We start from the raw sequence: 15,580 nt of genomic DNA on the forward strand, positions 1-15,580 counted from the left end.
AGGGCGCATGGCGGTATTCGTCGCGCTCGGCGCGTTCCTGATGACCCTGGCGGGCGGCTGGGTCGCGCAGCGCGTCAGCGACCGCCGTCACCTCGTGCTCGGCTTCGCCGGCGGACTGATGCTGGGCGTCGTGGGTCTCGACCTGCTGCCCGAGGCGGTGGAGGCCGCGGGCGGCCTGGTCTTCGGCGTCCCCGCCGCCCTGCTGCTGTTCGTGGGCGGCTTCCTGACGGCGCATCTCGTCGAACGTTCGCTGGCCGTGCGCCAGGCGGCGCACGGGGCGGGCGAGGAACGTGTCCCGCAGGTCGGGCTGACGGCGGCGGCCGCGATGGTGGGCCACAGCCTGATGGACGGCGTGGCCCTCGGCGCCGCGTTCCAGGTCGGCGGAGGCATGGGAGCCGCCGTCGCGCTCGCCGTCATCACCCACGACTTCGCCGACGGGTTCAACACGTACACGATCACCAGCCTCTACGGGAACGCCCGCCGCAAGGCGCTCCTCATGCTGTACGCGGACGCCCTGGCCCCGATCGTGGGCGCTGCGACCACCCTGCTGTTCACCCTTCCGGAGGAACTGCTCGGCTGCTATCTCGGCTTCTTCGGCGGGGCGCTCCTCTACCTCGCCGCGGCCGAGATCCTTCCCGAGGCGCACCACGACCACCCGGCCCGCTCCACGCTGCTGTGCACGGTCGCGGGAGTGGGCTTCATCTGGCTGGTGGTCGGCGTCGCGGAGTGACGCCACGCCCGGCGCCGCTCCACCGGAACGGAACGGCGTCACCCCCGGCACTGCTCCACGAAACGCCGCGCGACCCCGGGCGCCGCCGCCCAGTGCGTATGCAGGTAACTCGCGTGCACGCCCCCCTGCACGAAGCCCTCCACCCGCCGCTCGGGCTGGTGCAGACCCCAGGCCGGCGTCGGTCCGGCCCCGGGCTCCAGCACCGTCCGGTGGAACTCGTGCCCGCGCAGCCGCGTCCCGGCAACCGCCAGCACGCTGTCGGAGACCGCCACCGCCTGCCGGTAGCCGAGGGTCAGCCGCTCGGACATCCGTGCCGAGGCGTCCAGCACCCCGCACATCGGGCGGCCGTCCAGCTCACGGGCCAGATAGAGCAGCCCGGCGCACTCCGCCGCCACCGGGGCACCGGACAGCGCGAGACCGGTCACCGCCCCGCGCATCGGCTCGTTGGCCGACAGTTCGGGGGCGTACATCTCCGGGAAGCCGCCGCCTATGACGAGCCCCGCCGTGCCCGCGGGCAGCTTCTCGTCGTGGAGCGGATCGAAGACGACCACCTCCGCGCCCGCCGCCGCCAGGAGCTCGGCGTGCTCCGCGTAGGCGAAGGTGAACGCAGCGCCACCCGCCACGGCGACCACGGGCCGGGTGCCCGGTGCCGGATGCCGCTCCGGCTCCCACGCCTCGTCGGGCAGGTCCGGTGCGGAGCGGGCCAGCGCCATCAGGGCGTCCAGCTCACAGCCCTCGCGGACACGGTCGCCCATCGCGCGCACGGCGTCGAGGGCGTCGGTCCGCCGCTCGGCCACCGGGACCAGGCCCAGATGACGTGACGGGGTCGCCACCTGAGGGGCCCGCCGCAGCACCCCGAGGACCGGCAGCCCGGACTCGTCGAGCGCCTCCCGAAGCAACGCCTCGTGACGGTCGGAGGCCACCTTGTTCAGGATCACGCCGCCGATCCGCACCTCCGGGTCCCAGGAGGCGAAGCCGTGCACGAGCGCCGCGACCGACCGCGACTGCGAGGACGCGTCCACGACCAGGACGACGGGCGCCCGCAGCAGCTTGGACACCTGGGCGGTCGAGGCCAGTTCGCCCTGCCCCGACGCCCCGTCGTACAGCCCCATCACGCCCTCGACGACGGCCAGGTCGCAGCCGCTCGCCCCGTGCGCGAACAGCGGGGCGACCAGATCGGGCCCGCACATGTAGGCGTCGAGGTTGCGCCCCGGCCGGCCGGTGGCCAGCGCGTGGTAACCCGGGTCGATGTAGTCCGGCCCCACCTTGTGCGGGGACACCGCGAGGCCACGCTCCGAGAAGGCCGCCATCAGGCCCGTGGCGACCGTGGTCTTGCCGCTGCCCGAAGCGGGTGCGGCTATGACCAGACGAGGAACACTCACCACTCGATGCCTCTCTGGCCCTTCTGACCGGCGTCCATCGGGTGCTTGACCTTGGACATGTCCGTCACCAGGTCGGCGGCCTCGATCAGTTTCTGCGGTGCGTTCCGCCCCGTGATCACCACGTGCTGCGTCCCCGGACGGCCGCGCATCACCTCGACGACCTCGTCGGTGTCGATCCAGCCCCAGTGCATCGGATAGGCGAACTCGTCGAGCACGTACAGCTTGTACGTCTCGGCGGCCAGGTCACGCTTGACCTGCTCCCACCCCTCGCGGGCCTTCTCCTCGTTGTCGGAGTTGTCACCGTGGATGCCCCTCTGGACCCACGACCAGCCCTCGCCCATCTTGTGCCAGTCGACGCTGCCGCCCTCGCCGCTCGCGCCGAGCACCTTCAGCGCGTTCTCCTCGCCGACCTTCCACTTCGCCGACTTCACGAACTGGAAAACCCCGATCGGCCAGCCCTGGTTCCAGGCCCGCAGGGCCAGCCCGAAGGCCGCCGTCGACTTGCCCTTGCCGACGCCCGTGTGGACGAACAGCAGTGGACGATTGCGGCGCTGACGCGTCGTCAGCCCGTCGTCCGGTACCGATACAGGCTGTCCCTGTGGCATTACGCGGCCCTCCCGGCAGCAGTGATGTCCTTGACCAGCCCGGCGATCGAGTCGGCCCGCAGCTCGTCGAGCGTGACCGCGCTGCCTCCCAGATCCCGGGCGAGCTGTGCGGCGAGGCCGAGGCGCACGAACCCCGACTCGCAGTCCACGACGACCGACGCGGTGCCCTCCGAGGCGTGCAGCCGCCCGGCGCGCCCCGCCAGCGCCACCGGATCCACGCCCCCGGTCGCCCGGCCGTCCGTCACCACGACGAGCAGCGCCCGTCGCGACGGATCACGCATCCGCTCCACCCGCAGTACGTCGTGCGCCTTCAGCAGTCCGGCGGCCAGCGGGGTGCGCCCGCCTGTCGGGAGCGACTCCAGCCGGGCGGCGGCCGCGTCCACCGACGAGGTCGGGGGCAGCGCCACCCCGGCTTCCTTCCCCCGGAAGGTGACCAGACCGACCTTGTCCCTGCGCTGGTACGCGTCCAGCAGCAGCGACATCACCGCCCCCTTCACCGCGCTCATGCGCTGCCGGGCCGCCATCGACCCGGAGGCGTCCACCACGAACAGCACGAGATTGCCCTCGCGCCCCTCCCGCGTCGCCTGCCGCAGATCGTCACGCCGTACGACGAGACCCCGGCCCGACCGCCCGCGTGCCCGCTGGTGCGGCGCCGCCGCCTGCACGGTCGCCGCCAGGTGCAGCTTCGTCAGCGCCCCCTCGGGCCGCCGTGAACCGGTGGTCCGGCCGTGCTCGGTGCGTGCCTTGGACCGCCGCCCCGCCGCGCCCTCGCCCAGACCCGGCACGTTGAGCGTCTTCGTCCGGAACGGTTCGCCGGCCCGCACGGGCCGCTGCTCACCGCCGCCGCCCGGCGCGGGCGCGTCCCCGCTCCCGGTGTCCTCCCGGCCGGGCCCGTCGGCGCCTGGGTCATCTGTACTTCCGTCGTCGGCGCCGCCCCCATCCGGGCCGCCGCCGTCGCTCTCGGGCCCGTCGCCCTGCGGGGGCACCCCGCCGCCGGGCCCGTCGGGGCCGGGATCGTCGTCGCCGCCTCGCTCGTCCGCGGCATCCTGGAGGGCCTCGTCCAGCTTGTCCTCGTCCAGCCCGGGCGCGTCGAACGGATTGCGCCTGCGCCGGTGGGGGAGTGCCAGGAGCGCGGCCTGCCGCACGTCGTCCGCGACGACCTCCTCGCGCCCCGCCCACGCCGCGAGCGCCGTCGCGGTCCGCGCCATGACGATGTCGGCGCGCATCCCGTCGACCTCGAACGCCGCACAGGTCGCCGCGATCTGCCGCAACACGCCGTCACCGAGCACCACACGGGGGAGCAGGGCGCGCGCGGCGACGATACGCTCACGCAGCGCCGTCTCCTCGTCCGCCCACCGTGCCGCGAACCCGGCCGGATCGTCGTCGTACGCGAGCCTCCGCCGCACGACCTCCACCCGCAGGTCGGTCTCCCGCGAGGCGGCCACCTCGACGGTCAGCCCGAAGCGGTCCAGCAACTGCGGCCGGAGTTCGCCCTCCTCCGGGTTCATCGTTCCGACCAGCAGGAACCGGGCCGCGTGGCGGACCGAGACACCCTCCCGCTCGACGTACGAGGCACCCATGGCTGAGGCATCGAGCAGCAGGTCCACCAGGTGGTCATGAAGCAGATTGACCTCGTCGACATACAGGATCCCGCGATGGGCGTCGGCGAGGAGCCCCGGCTCGAAGGCCTTCACGCCCTCCGAGAGGGCCCGCTCGATGTCCAGCGCACCCACCAGCCGGTCCTCCGACGCGCCGACCGGAAGCTCCACGGTCCGCGCCGCGCGCGACACGCCCGCCCCCGCGTCATGGGGGCCGTCGGGACACGCCGGGTCGGGCGCCCCCGGGTCGCACGAGAAACGGCACCCCGCCACGACCGCGACCTCGGGCATGAGGGCGGCCAGCGCCCGCACCGCGGTGGACTTCGCGGTGCCCTTCTCACCCCGGACAAGGACCCCGCCCACGGCGGGACTGACGGCGTTGAGCAGCAGCCCGAGCCGCAGATCGTCCTGCCCGACGATGGCGGTGAAGGGATACGGCGTACTCACGGAGCCTCCTCTGTAACGGTCACATCTGCACTCTCACGTCCGGCCCCGGCGAGCCCCGGCCCGTCCGGAGCGGGTCTCCCGGGCTCCTCGGGCGCTCCAGGGGCGAGGCCGGGCATGGGCGGCGCGCCCGGTGCGAGGAACGGGAGCCCCTCCGGCGCGCCGGTCTCGATCAGCCGCCACAACGCGTCCGTGTCGGCGTGTTCCTCGATCAGGTCCCCGAGCCGGTCGAGCTGTTCCTCCCGCAGGGCCCCGAAGCTCGTGTCCGGCGCCGGGGTGAACCGGCGCCCGGCGGCCCGCGCGACCTCGGTCAGGAACGCCCGCCGGAAGGCGTCGCTCTCCAGCGACCCGTGCCAGTGCGTCCCCCACACCGCGCCCACCCGGCAGCCGTCGAGGAACGGCTCGCCGCCGCCCACCTCGGCGACCCCGTGATGGATCTCGTACCCCTCCACCGGCTCCCCGAGAGCCTCTCCGACCGGCCGGGCCAGGACCTTCTCGCGGCCGAAACGGACCCGCACCGGCAGCAGCCCGAGGCCCTCGACGAGCCCGGCCCGCGACTCCACGTCGTCCTCGACGCGCTCGCCCAGTACCTGGAACCCGCCGCAGATCCCCAGCACCGGCCGCCCCTCGGCGGCCCGCCGCAGCAGGGCGTCCGCCAGACCGCGCTCCCGCAGCCACGCCAGCGCCTTCACGGTGCCCCGCGTCCCCGGCACGATCACCAGATCCGCGTCGACGAGCTCCTCCGCGCGGTCCACGAACCGCACCACCACACCCGGCTCGGCCGCCAGCGCGTCCACGTCGGTGAAGTTCGACATCAGCGGCACCGCGCACACCGCGACCCGCAGGACGTCCTCGCCGTGCGGCGGCGCGACGACCGACTCCCGCACGGCGCCGCGCATCGACACCCGCAGCCCGTCCTCCTCGTCGATGCCCAGACCGTGGGCGTACGGCAGCACCCCGTACGTCCGCCGGCCCGTGAGCCCCAGCAGCATGTCGAGACCGGGTTCCAGGAGCGACACGTCACCACGGAACTTGTTGACGAGGTACCCGGCGATCAGCGCCTGGTCCTCCGGGCTCAGCAGCGCCGTCGTGCCGAAGAACGAGGCGAACACCCCGCCCCGGTCGATGTCGCCGACCACCAGCACCGGGAAGCGCGCGGCCCGCGCGATGCCCATGTTCACGATGTCCGTACGCCGCAGATTGATCTCGGCCGGACTGCCCGCGCCCTCGCAGATCACCGCGTCATAGGTCCCCCGCAGCTGCTCCAGACAGTCCGTGACCGTCCCCAGCAGCGCCTCCTGGCGCCCCCCGTGGTAGCCGCGCGCACTCATCTCGCCGACCGGCTTCCCCATCAGGACGACCTGGCTGGAGCGGTCGCCACCGGGCTTGAGCAGCACCGGGTTCATCAGGGCAGACGGCTCCACCCGGGCGGCCTGCGCCTGCATCGCCTGCGCCCGGCCGATCTCCGCCCCCTCCCGGGTCACGAACGAGTTCAGCGACATGTTCTGCGCCTTGAACGGCGCGACCTTCACCCCCCGGCGCACCAGCCACCGGCAGATCCCCGCGGTGACCACGCTCTTGCCCGCGTCCGACGTGGTACCCGCGACCAGCAACCCGCCGCTCATGTGGCTCTCCGTCCCCTGGCCAGCCGCCCCGCCGCGCACACGGCGAGGGCCAGCACACTCACCCGGCGCGACAGCCGCACCGCCCGTTCGATGTCCGTGACCCGCACGTCCCGGCCGGCCCCGCCGTTGAGCACCGGCCGGTGCTCCACCCGCCCGCCGTACGCGAGGGTCCCGCCGAGCCGTACGCCGAGCGCCCCCGCGAACGAGGCCTCCACCGGGCCCGCGTTGGGGCTGGGATGCCGGCGCGCGTCGGCCCGCCACGCCCGGACGGCCTCGCACGGGCGTCCACCGGCGGCCACGGCCAGGGCGGCGGTCAGCCGGGCCCCGGGCCAGCCGACGACGTCGTCGAGCCGGGCCGAGGCCCAGCCGTAGCGCCGGTGGCGGGACGACTTGTGCCCGACCATCGCGTCGAGCGTGTTGACGGCACGGAAGCCGACCAGCCCCGGCACTCCGCCGAGCGCCCCCCACACCAGGGCCCCCACGACGGCGTCGGAGGTGTTCTCGGCGACGGACTCCACCACCGCGCGGGCGATGCCAGGACCGTCCAGTGCCTGGGGGTCCCGGCCGCACAGGTGCGGCAGCCGCTCCCGGGCCAGCTCGATGTCCCCGGCGGCCAGTGCCCCGCCGACGGCACGCGCCTCGCGGCCCAGCGACGTGCCCCCGACGACGGACCAGGTGGCGGCGGCCGTCAGCGCCACCGCGGCGGCGGGACGGTGGCGCACGGCACGGGCGGCCAGCGCGGCGGCGCCCGTGGCGCCCCCGGCGCAGACGAGCGTGTGCAGGGCACCCCAGCCGCGGTGATCGCGCCACAGCAGGCTCTCGACGCCCGCCGCGGCACGCCCGAAGGCGGCGACGGGGTGGCCCCGCCGGGGGTCACCGAGCAGCAGGTCGCCGATCAGCCCGGCGGTGGCGCCGTACGCGAAGACGCGGTCGGCTCGCACCGCTCAGCCGGCCGTCGTGCCTCGAAGGGCCTTCTCGGAAGGTGGTGCGGTGACCGACGCAGGGCAGCCAGACATGGCGTATGTCCTCACTCAGGGTCCGCGCCCTGGTTCGACGTGACCGGCGACGAGAGTCTCCTGGCTCCCGGATCGGCAGTTCCTCCGGCCTTCCAGTCCGCGGTGGCGGACCGTGACTTCCGTGTGGAGGCTGCTCCCCGGTGACAGTGGCGGGACCGCGCCGGATTCGCACCGGCTTCCTCTCTGTCGCCGTAGGACCGGCCGGCACACGGGGTGCCGGTCGGCCTAAATGGCTCCGGCAGTCCATCACGCTGCGCGAACGCCCGTCAACCTGCCGTTGACCTGCGAGGCTTCAGTGTGCTCAGACGCACATCGGGCCGGACACACGCGAGGTGTGTCCGGCCCGACGCGGGTGCCCGTCCGGTGGGTCAGGCGACGATCAGATAGATCCCGTAGGCGACCGCCGCCACGCACAGCGCGAAGCAGGCGTACGCGCCGGTGCGCGCCACGATGCCACCACCGCCGCCCTGTGCCGTCGCCGTCTGCCTGGCGAGGCCCGTGACGCCGAGGGTGAAGAGGCCGACCAGCGCGACGGTGATCACGAGGCTGACGCCGAAGACGGACGCGAGAGCTGCCCAGTCGATGTTCATACGGATCTGTCCTTACACCGTGGCCGGCCGGTCGGCCGGGGTCTCGGACGCCGGGGCGTGGATGGTGGTCTTGAGGTCCGGGACGGCCACGCCGACGGGCGGCGGGCTGACGGCCGCCATGGCCGTCGTGACGACGCCCGCGGGCTCGCCCCCGTCCGCGTTCACGTTGGTGTGGTCGACCGGCTTGCGGCGCGACAGCAGCCAGATGGCGCCGGACCCCGCGACGAGCAGGACGGCGACCACAGCGACGCCCCAGGGGCCCTGCTTGGTCAGGAACTCGGCGCCCGCGCCCACCAGACCGGCGGCCGGCAGGGTCAGACCCCAGGCGACGAACATCCGGGTGGCGGTGGACCAGCGGACCACGCCCCCCTTGCGTCCGAGGCCCGCGCCCATGACGGCACCGGAGCAGGACTGCGTGGTCGACAGGGAGAAGCCGAGGTGCGAGGAGGCCAGGATGACCGTGGCCGCGCTCGTCTGGGCCGCGAAGCCCTGCGGCGGACGCAGGTCGGTGAGGCCGCTGCCCATGGTGCGGATGATGCGCCAGCCGCCGAGGTAGGTGCCCAGGGCGATCGCGATACCGGCGGAGGCGATGACCCAGACCGGAGGGTTGGAGCCGGGGGCGAGGACGCCACCGGTGACCAGGGCCAGGGTGATGATGCCCATGGTCTTCTGCGCGTCGTTGGTGCCGTGGGCGAGCGAGACCAGGCCGGCCGAGGCGATCTGGCCGGCGCGGTATCCCTTGGCCGTCGACTTGAGCTGGGCCTCGTCGGTGATCTTCCGGTTGAGGCGGTACGTCAGCTTCGTGGCCAGCAGCGCGGCGACACCGGCCACCAGGGGCGCGGCGATCGCGGGCAGCAGGACCTTCGTGACGACGGTGCCGCCGTCGATCGAGGACCAGCCGGCCGACATCACCGCGGCGCCGATGAGGCCGCCGAAGAGTGCGTGGGAGGAACTGGAGGGCAGGCCGACCAGCCAGGTCAGCAGATTCCACAGGATCGCGCCGACGAGCGCGGCGAAGATGACCTCGGTTCTGAGGCCGTCCTCGTTGATGATCCCGCCGGAGATCGTCTTGGCGACCTCCACCGACAGGAACGCGCCGACGAGGTTGAGGACGGCGGACATGGCCACCGCTGTCTTGGGCTTGAGAGCGCCGGTCGAGATGGTGGTCGCCATCGCGTTGGCGGTGTCGTGGAAACCGTTCGTGAAATCGAACACGAGAGCTGTCACGACCACAATCGCAAGCAGCAGCGTGATGTGTTCCATTTACCCAGGCAATCGTTCGACGTCATTGGCACGGGGAACGTAAGCAACCTGGATGAACGGAAGATGAACTGGGCAGGGCGACACGGTGACCCCAATCGCGTGGGCGGGTTCCGCTTGTGTGCGCGAGGAGTGGGCCGCGCCCCGGCGGGCGGTGCGGGGCCCGGCTGCCGCCCGGCGGGAACGTCCGTGCTGCGACCGATTTGCCCCGTTGGCGAGACATCGGTCACGTCGCCTTAGGATCCCCGCATGAGTGACGTGGACAAGGGCGCGATCGGGCAGGCGTGGGACGGTGTCGTCGCGACGGCCCGGCGGACCGCGGCGGAGGGTCTGGTCGTCGGGACCTCGGGCAACGTGTCGGCCCGGGTGGGTGACGTCGTCCTGGTCACCCCCAGCGGGGTGTCCTACGACCGGCTCGGGCCCGGGGACGCGGTCGGCGTCGACCTCGAAGGACGGCAGGTCCTGGGCGACATGGTCCCCACCAGCGAGCTCCCGCTGCACCTGGCCGTCTACCGCCACACCGACGCCGCGGCCGTCGTCCACACCCACGCCGTGCACGCCACGGCCGTCTCCACCCTCGTCCCCGAGGTGCCGCTCGTCCACTACGCCGCCGCCGTCCTCGGCGGCCCCGTCCGCACCGCTCCGTACGCGCGCTACGGAACGCGGGAGCTCGCCGGCAACATGCTGACCGCCCTGCGCGGCCGCACCGGCTGCCTGCTGCGGAACCACGGCACGGTCACCTACGGGAGCACCCTCGACGAGGCCTACGACCGCACCGCCCAGCTCGAGTGGATGTGCAGGCTCTGGCTCACCGCGAGCTCCGTGCCCGGCCACCGCCCGAGTCTCCTCACCCCGGCCCAGCTGCGCGACGTGCAGGACGCCCTGGAGGGGTACGGCCAGCCCGGCTGAGCGGGGCCCCCGCACCGTACGGCCGAGGCCCACTGGCCGTCGGCGCCGCCGCCCGGGAGACTGGAGCCGTGCGCCCGGCAACAGCGGCGGCAGTGGCCGCCACATCGGTCCTCGGCGTCGGCGCGGCAGCGGTCGCCGCCGGACGCTACGCCAGCGACGCCGCCCTCGGGGCGCCGTCGCCACGTCCCTTCCCGGCCGACCGCCGTCTCACCGTGCACGCCACCGCGGCCGGGCAGGTCACCCTGACCCGCTCCTTCTCGGCCCTGCGGCCCGGCACGTACGGACTGACCGGCCGCGATGTGCACGCGGTCGTCGGCCCGGTGGCCGAACAGCCGCCCGACGGCCCCGCGGTCTCCGCCGACACCGTCGTGCGCCGGCTGGAGCGCGTCACCCTCGGAAGCCTGAAACCGGGCACCAGGGTCCGCCTCACCCCCGAGCTCCACCGCGGCGACCCGCTCGCCGCCCTCGGGCTCGCGTACAAGGAGGTCGAGGTCCCCGGTGAACTCGGTGCCCTGCCCGCCTGGTTCGTGCCCGGCGCCCGCGACACCTGGGTGATCACCGTGCACGGCCTCGGCACCACCAGGAACCACCCCCTGAACGTCACGGGATTCCTCCACGACCAGCAGTTCCCCGTGCTCGACCTCGCCTACCGCGGTGACCCGGGCGCCCCACGCTCCCCGGACGGACTCGCCCACCTCGGCGAGTCCGAATGGCGCGACCTCGACGCGGCCGTCCGCTACGCCGTGCGCTACGGGGCCGAGAGCGTCATCCTGCACGGCTGGTCGTCCGGCGCCTCGATGGCCCTGCACGCGGCCGTCAACTCGGCCCTCCGCGACCGCATCAGCGGTCTCGTCCTCGACTCCCCGGTCCTGGACTGGAGGACGACCCTCCGGGCGCTCGCCTCGGCCCGGGGCGTCCCCTCCGCGCTGCTGCCCCTCGCGGTCCGTGCGGCCCAGGGCCAGACGGGAGTGCACGGCGCCCGGCTGCTGGAAACCTCGGTGCCGACGGCCCTGCACGTCCCCACGCTCGTCCTCCACGGCCCCGACGACACCCTCGCCCCCTGGCGGGAGTCCCGGGAACTCGCCACCCGCCGGCCCGACCTCGTGACCCTGCACGCCGTACCGCAGGCTCCGCATGCGGCGATGTGGAACGCCGACCCCGCCGGTTACGAAGAGGTGCTCCGGCGCTTCCTCACGCCCCTGATGTGAGCCGATGGGCCGGAACCACCCGGTCGACGACCCGGCCAGGAGCCCCCGCGAACCCCGGTGACACGGCTTCCGTTTGGGCTTTCGGCCCGTCAGAGGCAAGACTGCTCCTCGTGACGTCCCGTACCCCGCGCGACTCCAGGCTGCGACTTGTCCGCCCACGACCCCAGGCAACCGCCCGCAAGGCCGTGACGACCCGGCGCACCAGGCCGGCCCCCCGCCCACCCGAGGGCACACCGCCCCCGGCCGAACTGGCACGCCAGGCCAGGGCCGTACTGGCCGACGCCGTGCGGATCGCCCACTGGGCCGCGGACGGTTCGACCACGGGCTCCGCCCCGCTCGCCGCCCAGGCCCTGGAACGGGCCGCCGCCGCCCTCGGACTCTCCCCGTCCCAGGTGCGCGCCGGATGGGACCGGGCCAGGCTGGCCGGACTCATCGAGCTGCACGGCGACACCGCCCGCCCCGGCTGGCGGCTGCGCGCCTGGGACCGTGACGACTCCGCCGTGCTCCGCGGCTGGGTGGCGCTCTTCGACGCGTGGTCGCTCGTCCACGTCTCACCCGAGGGCATCGAGGCCACCGCGGTGGCGGAGGCCGTCGAGGCGGTGCCCCAGGTGCTGTCCCTCCTTCAGCTGTCGGCGGGCCCCGTCACCGTGCCCGCCCTCCTCGACCTGCTGGGCCAGCGCGTCGCGGAACTCCACGAGGAGCGGTGCGAGGTGCCGTACGGGCCGCAGGCGCAGCCCGCGCCCACCGGCGGGGGACCGGCCGATCTGAACGCACTGCTGCTGGACTGGGCGCTGGAGGGGCTCGCCTCCGTCGGCGCGCTCACGCTGGGCGCCGGGCACGCCACCCTCACCCCGCTGGGCAACTGGGCGGTCTGGGTCAAGCTGGAGCAGATCTGCGTCGCGGCCCAGAGCCCGGCGGGGAACATCGAGCAGTCGGCCGCCGACATGCTGCTCGGCTGCGCACGGCTCACCCCGGGCCCGGCCCGCGCCGAATACCGGGCCTGGCTCGCGGCCCGGCCCGTCGGCAGCGCCGTGGCCGAACTGCTGGCCGTCGCCCGCGGCGAGGACGCCCTGCTGCGCGGTCTGGCCTTCGAGGCGTTGCGCGTCGTCGGCGCCCCCGCCGAGCCCGTCGTCCGCTCCGTCGTCACCGAGGCACCGCTGCGGCCCTACGCGCTGCTGTGGCTCGCCGAGTACGAGGGCACCGACCCGGACGACGCCCAGGACGTCCTCAGCCGCGAGGAGGCCACCTGGCTCTGGGTCGACACCGCCGCGGCCGTGGCCGACCACGGGGAGACCGGGCTGCTGGTCCGCCATCTCGACTCCGCCGTCCAGGGCACGGTCCCCGCGCTCCTGGACGAGGTGAGAGCCGTCGGACACCCGCGGACCGTCCAGGTGCTGGTCGCCCTGGCCGCCGCCCATCCGGACCCGGCCCTCGCCAAAGCCGTACGCCGCGCCGCCTTCCAGGTGCACACCGGCGGGGTGTGACCGCGCAGCCCCGGGGCGTTCAGCCCGAGGACCCCGGGGCGTACGTACCGAAGCTCCAGACGTTGCCCTCGGCGTCCCGCGCCATGTAGTCGCGGGAGCCGTAGTCCTGGTCGGTGGGCGGCATCAGGATCTCCACGCCGTGTTCCACGGCCCGCGCGTGGTGGGCGTCCACCTCGTCCACCACCACGTACACCCCGGTGGGTCCACCACCGGCCATCGCCTCGGCGAAGACACCCCCGCGTCCCTTCGAGCCGAGCATCACCCTGCCGTTGCCGCAGGACAGCTCGGCGTGCAGCACGCTGCCGTCCTCACCCTCGTACACCGCTTCCTCGGTGAACCCCAGGGCCTGGGTCAGCATCCTGACCGCTGCCTTCGCGTCGTCGTACAGAATCGTCGGGAAGATCGTGGGAACGCCGCCCGTGCCTGCCATCGGACTCACCTCTCCTGTTCACCCGCACCACTTCGATGTGATCCGCGTCTCAGTTTCCATCATCGGCCGGCCATCGGTGATCTCAGCCGAAGGTGTCGCACCGGCTCGGGTCCCCGGTGCGGAATCCCGTCGTGAACCACCGCCTGCGCTGGGCGGACGACCCGTGCGTCCAGGGCCCCGGATCCACGCTGCCCTGGAACTTCTCCTGAATCCGGTCGTCCGCGATCGCCGACGCCGCGTCGAGCCCGTCCTGGATGTCCGCCTCGGTCAGCTCCGTGATCAAGGTCCGGCCGGACTCGCCCGGAGTGGTCGTAGCGTGGTTCGCCCAGACCCGGCGAAGCGGTCCGCCTGCGGTTCGACCTTCACGGAAGCGCTGTCAGCGCCCTGCCGGCCGTCCTGCGCCCGGCAGCAGGGTGCCCAGCTGGTTCTGCACCCGATGGCCGTACTCGTGCACCACCACGTACGCCTCGGCGAACGGGCCGCCGCTGGATCCGTACGTCGTCCGCAGCTCGTCGAAGAACCCCAGGTCCAGATGGACGTGCCGGTCACCGGGGAGCACGCGGAAAAGCAGGTGGACACCGCCAGTAGACTGAGTCCATGGCAATTCTCCTTGTGCATTAGACGGCGTCGAGTCGTGAGTCCGCTGTCCCTCCGCCGTCCATACCGCCCTGGAGTTTTTCCGTGATCACCGCTTCCGGCATCGAGCTGCGCGCCGGCGCCCGCATCCTCATCGAGTCCGCCTCCTTCCGCATCGCCAAGGGTGATCGCATCGGGCTGGTCGGCCGCAACGGCGCGGGCAAGACCACCCTCACCAAGTGCCTGGCGGGTGAGGGGACGCCGGCCGGCGGCACCATCGCCCGCAGCGGCGAGGTCGGCTACCTCCCGCAGGACCCGCGCACCGGAGACCTCGAGGTCCTGGCGCGTGACCGCATCCTCTCGGCCCGCGGGCTCGACGAGATCCTGCGCAAGATGCGGGAGAACGAGGAGCGGATGTCGAACGGCAAGGGCGCCACCCGTGAGAAGGCGATGAAGAGGTACGAGCGCCTGGAGACGGAGTTCCTCACCAAGGGCGGATACGCCGCCGAGGCCGAGGCCGCCACCATCGCCGCCGCGCTCAGCCTGCCCGACCGGGTGCTGGGCCAGCCCCTGCACACCCTCTCCGGTGGTCAGCGCCGTCGTGTCGAGCTCGCCCGGATCCTGTTCTCGGACGCCGACACCCTGCTCCTCGACGAGCCCACCAACCACCTGGACGCGGACTCGATCGTCTGGCTGCGCGACTACCTCAAGTCCTACCGGGGCGGCTTCATCGTGATCTCCCACGATGTCGAGCTCGTCGAGACGGTGGTCAACAAGGTGTTCTACCTCGACGCCAACCGCGCGCAGATCGACATCTACAACATGGGCTGGAAGCTCTACCAGCAGCAGCGCGAGGCCGACGAGAAGCGCCGCAAGCGCGAGCGCCAGAACGCCGAGAAGAAGGCCGCGACCCTCAACGCCCAGGCCGACAAGATGCGGGCGAAGGCGACCAAGACCGTCGCCGCCCAGAACATGGCCAAGCGCGCCGACCGCCTGCTCTCCGGCCTGGAGGCCGTACGGGTCTCGGACAAGGTCGCCAAGCTGCGCTTCCCGGACCCCTCCCCCTGCGGCAAGACCCCGCTGATGGCGGAGGGCCTGTCCAAGTCCTACGGCTCGCTCGAGATCTTCACGGATGTGGACCTCGCCATCGACAAGGGCTCCCGGGTCGTCATCCTCGGCCTCAACGGTGCGGGCAAGACCACCCTGCTCCGTCTCCTCGGCGGCGCCGAGAAGCCCGACACCGGCGAGATCATCGAGGGGCACGGCCTCAAGCTCGGCTACTACGCGCAGGAGCACGAGACCCTCGACCCCGAGCGCACCGTCCTGGAGAACATGCGCTCCGCGGCGCCCGACCTCGACCTCGTCGCGGTCCGCAAGACGCTCGGTTCGTTCCTCTTCTCCGGTGACGACGTGGACAAGCCGGCCGGAGTCCTCTCCGGCGGTGAGAAGACCCGGCTCGCCCTGGCGACGCTGGTCGTCTCGTCCGCCAACGTGCTGCTGCTGGACGAGCCCACGAACAACCTCGACCCCGCCAGCCGCGAGGAGATCCTCGGGGCCCTGCGCACCTACAAGGGCGCCGTCGTCCTCGTCACCCACGACGAGGGCGCCGTCGAGGCCCTCCAGCCGGAGCGGATCATCCTGCTGCCCGACGGGGTCGAGGACCTCTGGGGTGCGGACTACCGCGACCTGGTCGCCCTGGCCTGACCCGCGAGGCTGCCGGGTC

13 protein-coding genes, 1 pseudogene and 1 riboswitch are annotated in these 15,580 nt (G+C 73.2%); of the genes and pseudogenes, 5 read left to right on the forward strand and 9 right to left on the reverse strand.

All coding sequences use genetic code 11. The features are described 5' to 3' along the window. Positions 1-7: 7 nt before the first annotated feature. Positions 8-730, forward strand: a complete 723-nt coding sequence (locus LWJ43_RS25985) for a ZIP family metal transporter (RefSeq protein ID WP_147964332.1) — start codon at positions 8-10, stop codon at positions 728-730. A 38-nt stretch (positions 731-768) separates the two neighbouring features. Here the strand turns inward: LWJ43_RS25985 and LWJ43_RS25990 are convergent, their stop codons facing one another. From LWJ43_RS25990 to LWJ43_RS26020, 7 genes are all read right to left on the reverse strand, one after another. Further along, positions 769-2,115: a cobyrinate a,c-diamide synthase gene (locus LWJ43_RS25990; protein ID WP_277334620.1), complete on the reverse strand. Its 1,347-nt coding sequence runs from the start codon at positions 2,113-2,115 to the stop codon at positions 769-771. Further along, complete coding sequence (gene cobO, locus LWJ43_RS25995) at positions 2,109-2,717, reverse strand: cob(I)yrinic acid a,c-diamide adenosyltransferase (protein ID WP_277334621.1); 609 nt, start codon at positions 2,715-2,717, stop codon at positions 2,109-2,111. The genes LWJ43_RS25990 and cobO overlap by 7 nt, the downstream gene beginning before the upstream one ends. Beyond that, on the reverse strand, positions 2,717-4,762 hold the full coding sequence (locus LWJ43_RS26000) for a putative cobaltochelatase (RefSeq protein ID WP_277334622.1): 2,046 nt from the start codon (positions 4,760-4,762) through the stop codon (positions 2,717-2,719). Before LWJ43_RS26000 ends, cobO begins: the two co-directional genes overlap by 1 nt. Further along, on the reverse strand, positions 4,759-6,384 hold the full coding sequence (locus tag LWJ43_RS26005) for a cobyric acid synthase (protein WP_277334623.1): 1,626 nt from the start codon (positions 6,382-6,384) through the stop codon (positions 4,759-4,761). Before LWJ43_RS26005 ends, LWJ43_RS26000 begins: the two co-directional genes overlap by 4 nt. Further along, on the reverse strand, positions 6,381-7,325 hold the full coding sequence (locus LWJ43_RS26010) for a cobalamin biosynthesis protein (RefSeq protein WP_277334624.1): 945 nt from the start codon (positions 7,323-7,325) through the stop codon (positions 6,381-6,383). Before LWJ43_RS26010 ends, LWJ43_RS26005 begins: the two co-directional genes overlap by 4 nt. A 128-nt stretch (positions 7,326-7,453) precedes the next feature. After that, positions 7,454-7,582: riboswitch (cobalamin riboswitch) on the reverse strand. Between the two features lie 186 nt (positions 7,583-7,768). Continuing rightward, positions 7,769-7,990 (reverse strand): hypothetical protein, encoded by a 222-nt coding sequence (locus LWJ43_RS26015; RefSeq protein ID WP_277334625.1) that lies wholly within the window; start codon positions 7,988-7,990, stop codon positions 7,769-7,771. Positions 7,991-8,002: 12 nt separating this feature from the next. Next, positions 8,003-9,253 (reverse strand): inorganic phosphate transporter, encoded by a 1,251-nt coding sequence (locus tag LWJ43_RS26020; RefSeq protein WP_277334626.1) that lies wholly within the window; start codon positions 9,251-9,253, stop codon positions 8,003-8,005. Between the two features lie 246 nt (positions 9,254-9,499). On the opposite strand from LWJ43_RS26020, the gene LWJ43_RS26025 reads away from it, so the two are divergent. The 3 genes from LWJ43_RS26025 (at position 9,500) to LWJ43_RS26035 (ending at position 12,851) form a co-directional block, all read left to right on the forward strand. After that, positions 9,500-10,159 carry a class II aldolase/adducin family protein gene (locus tag LWJ43_RS26025; protein WP_277334627.1) on the forward strand — a complete coding sequence of 220 codons (660 nt, stop codon included), beginning with the start codon at positions 9,500-9,502 and terminating at the stop codon, positions 10,157-10,159. Positions 10,160-10,227: 68 nt separating this feature from the next. Further along, positions 10,228-11,367: an alpha/beta hydrolase family protein gene (locus LWJ43_RS26030; RefSeq protein WP_277334628.1), complete on the forward strand. Its 1,140-nt coding sequence runs from the start codon at positions 10,228-10,230 to the stop codon at positions 11,365-11,367. Positions 11,368-11,552: 185 nt separating this feature from the next. Then, complete coding sequence (locus tag LWJ43_RS26035; RefSeq protein WP_277335994.1) at positions 11,553-12,851, forward strand: hypothetical protein; 1,299 nt, start codon at positions 11,553-11,555, stop codon at positions 12,849-12,851. 19 nt (positions 12,852-12,870) lie between these two features. On the opposite strand, the gene LWJ43_RS26040 is transcribed toward LWJ43_RS26035, so the two are convergent. Beyond that, entirely contained in the window at positions 12,871-13,281 is a 411-nt protein-coding gene (locus tag LWJ43_RS26040) for a VOC family protein (protein ID WP_277334629.1), read from the reverse strand. Between the two features lie 82 nt (positions 13,282-13,363). Beyond that, a pseudogene (locus tag LWJ43_RS26045) lies at positions 13,364-13,840 on the reverse strand (neutral zinc metallopeptidase). A gap of 122 nt (positions 13,841-13,962) precedes the next feature. Between LWJ43_RS26045 and LWJ43_RS26050 the strand changes: the two are divergent. Further along, positions 13,963-15,561 (forward strand): ABC-F family ATP-binding cassette domain-containing protein, encoded by a 1,599-nt coding sequence (locus tag LWJ43_RS26050; protein ID WP_277334630.1) that lies wholly within the window; start codon positions 13,963-13,965, stop codon positions 15,559-15,561. The last annotated feature ends 19 nt before the right edge of the window (positions 15,562-15,580 follow it).

Origin of the sequence: Streptomyces sp. JH34 (assembly GCF_029428875.1) — a bacterium.
Taxonomy (GTDB): Bacteria; Actinomycetota; Actinomycetes; order Streptomycetales; family Streptomycetaceae; genus Streptomyces.

Excerpts from the sequence above, each read along its gene's own strand:
- LWJ43_RS25985 (WP_147964332.1), top strand. The coding sequence starts at position 8 with ATGGCGGTATTCGTCGCGCTCGGCGCGTTCCTGATGACCCTGGCGGGC.
- cobO (WP_277334621.1), bottom strand. The coding sequence starts at position 2,717 with ATGCCACAGGGACAGCCTGTATCGGTACCGGACGACGGGCTGACGACG.
- LWJ43_RS26005 (WP_277334623.1), bottom strand. The coding sequence starts at position 6,384 with ATGAGCGGCGGGTTGCTGGTCGCGGGTACCACGTCGGACGCGGGCAAG.
- LWJ43_RS26015 (WP_277334625.1), bottom strand. The coding sequence starts at position 7,990 with ATGAACATCGACTGGGCAGCTCTCGCGTCCGTCTTCGGCGTCAGCCTC.
- LWJ43_RS26020 (WP_277334626.1), bottom strand. The coding sequence starts at position 9,253 with ATGGAACACATCACGCTGCTGCTTGCGATTGTGGTCGTGACAGCTCTC.
- LWJ43_RS26025 (WP_277334627.1), top strand. The coding sequence starts at position 9,500 with ATGAGTGACGTGGACAAGGGCGCGATCGGGCAGGCGTGGGACGGTGTC.
- LWJ43_RS26040 (WP_277334629.1), bottom strand. The coding sequence starts at position 13,281 with ATGGCAGGCACGGGCGGCGTTCCCACGATCTTCCCGACGATTCTGTAC.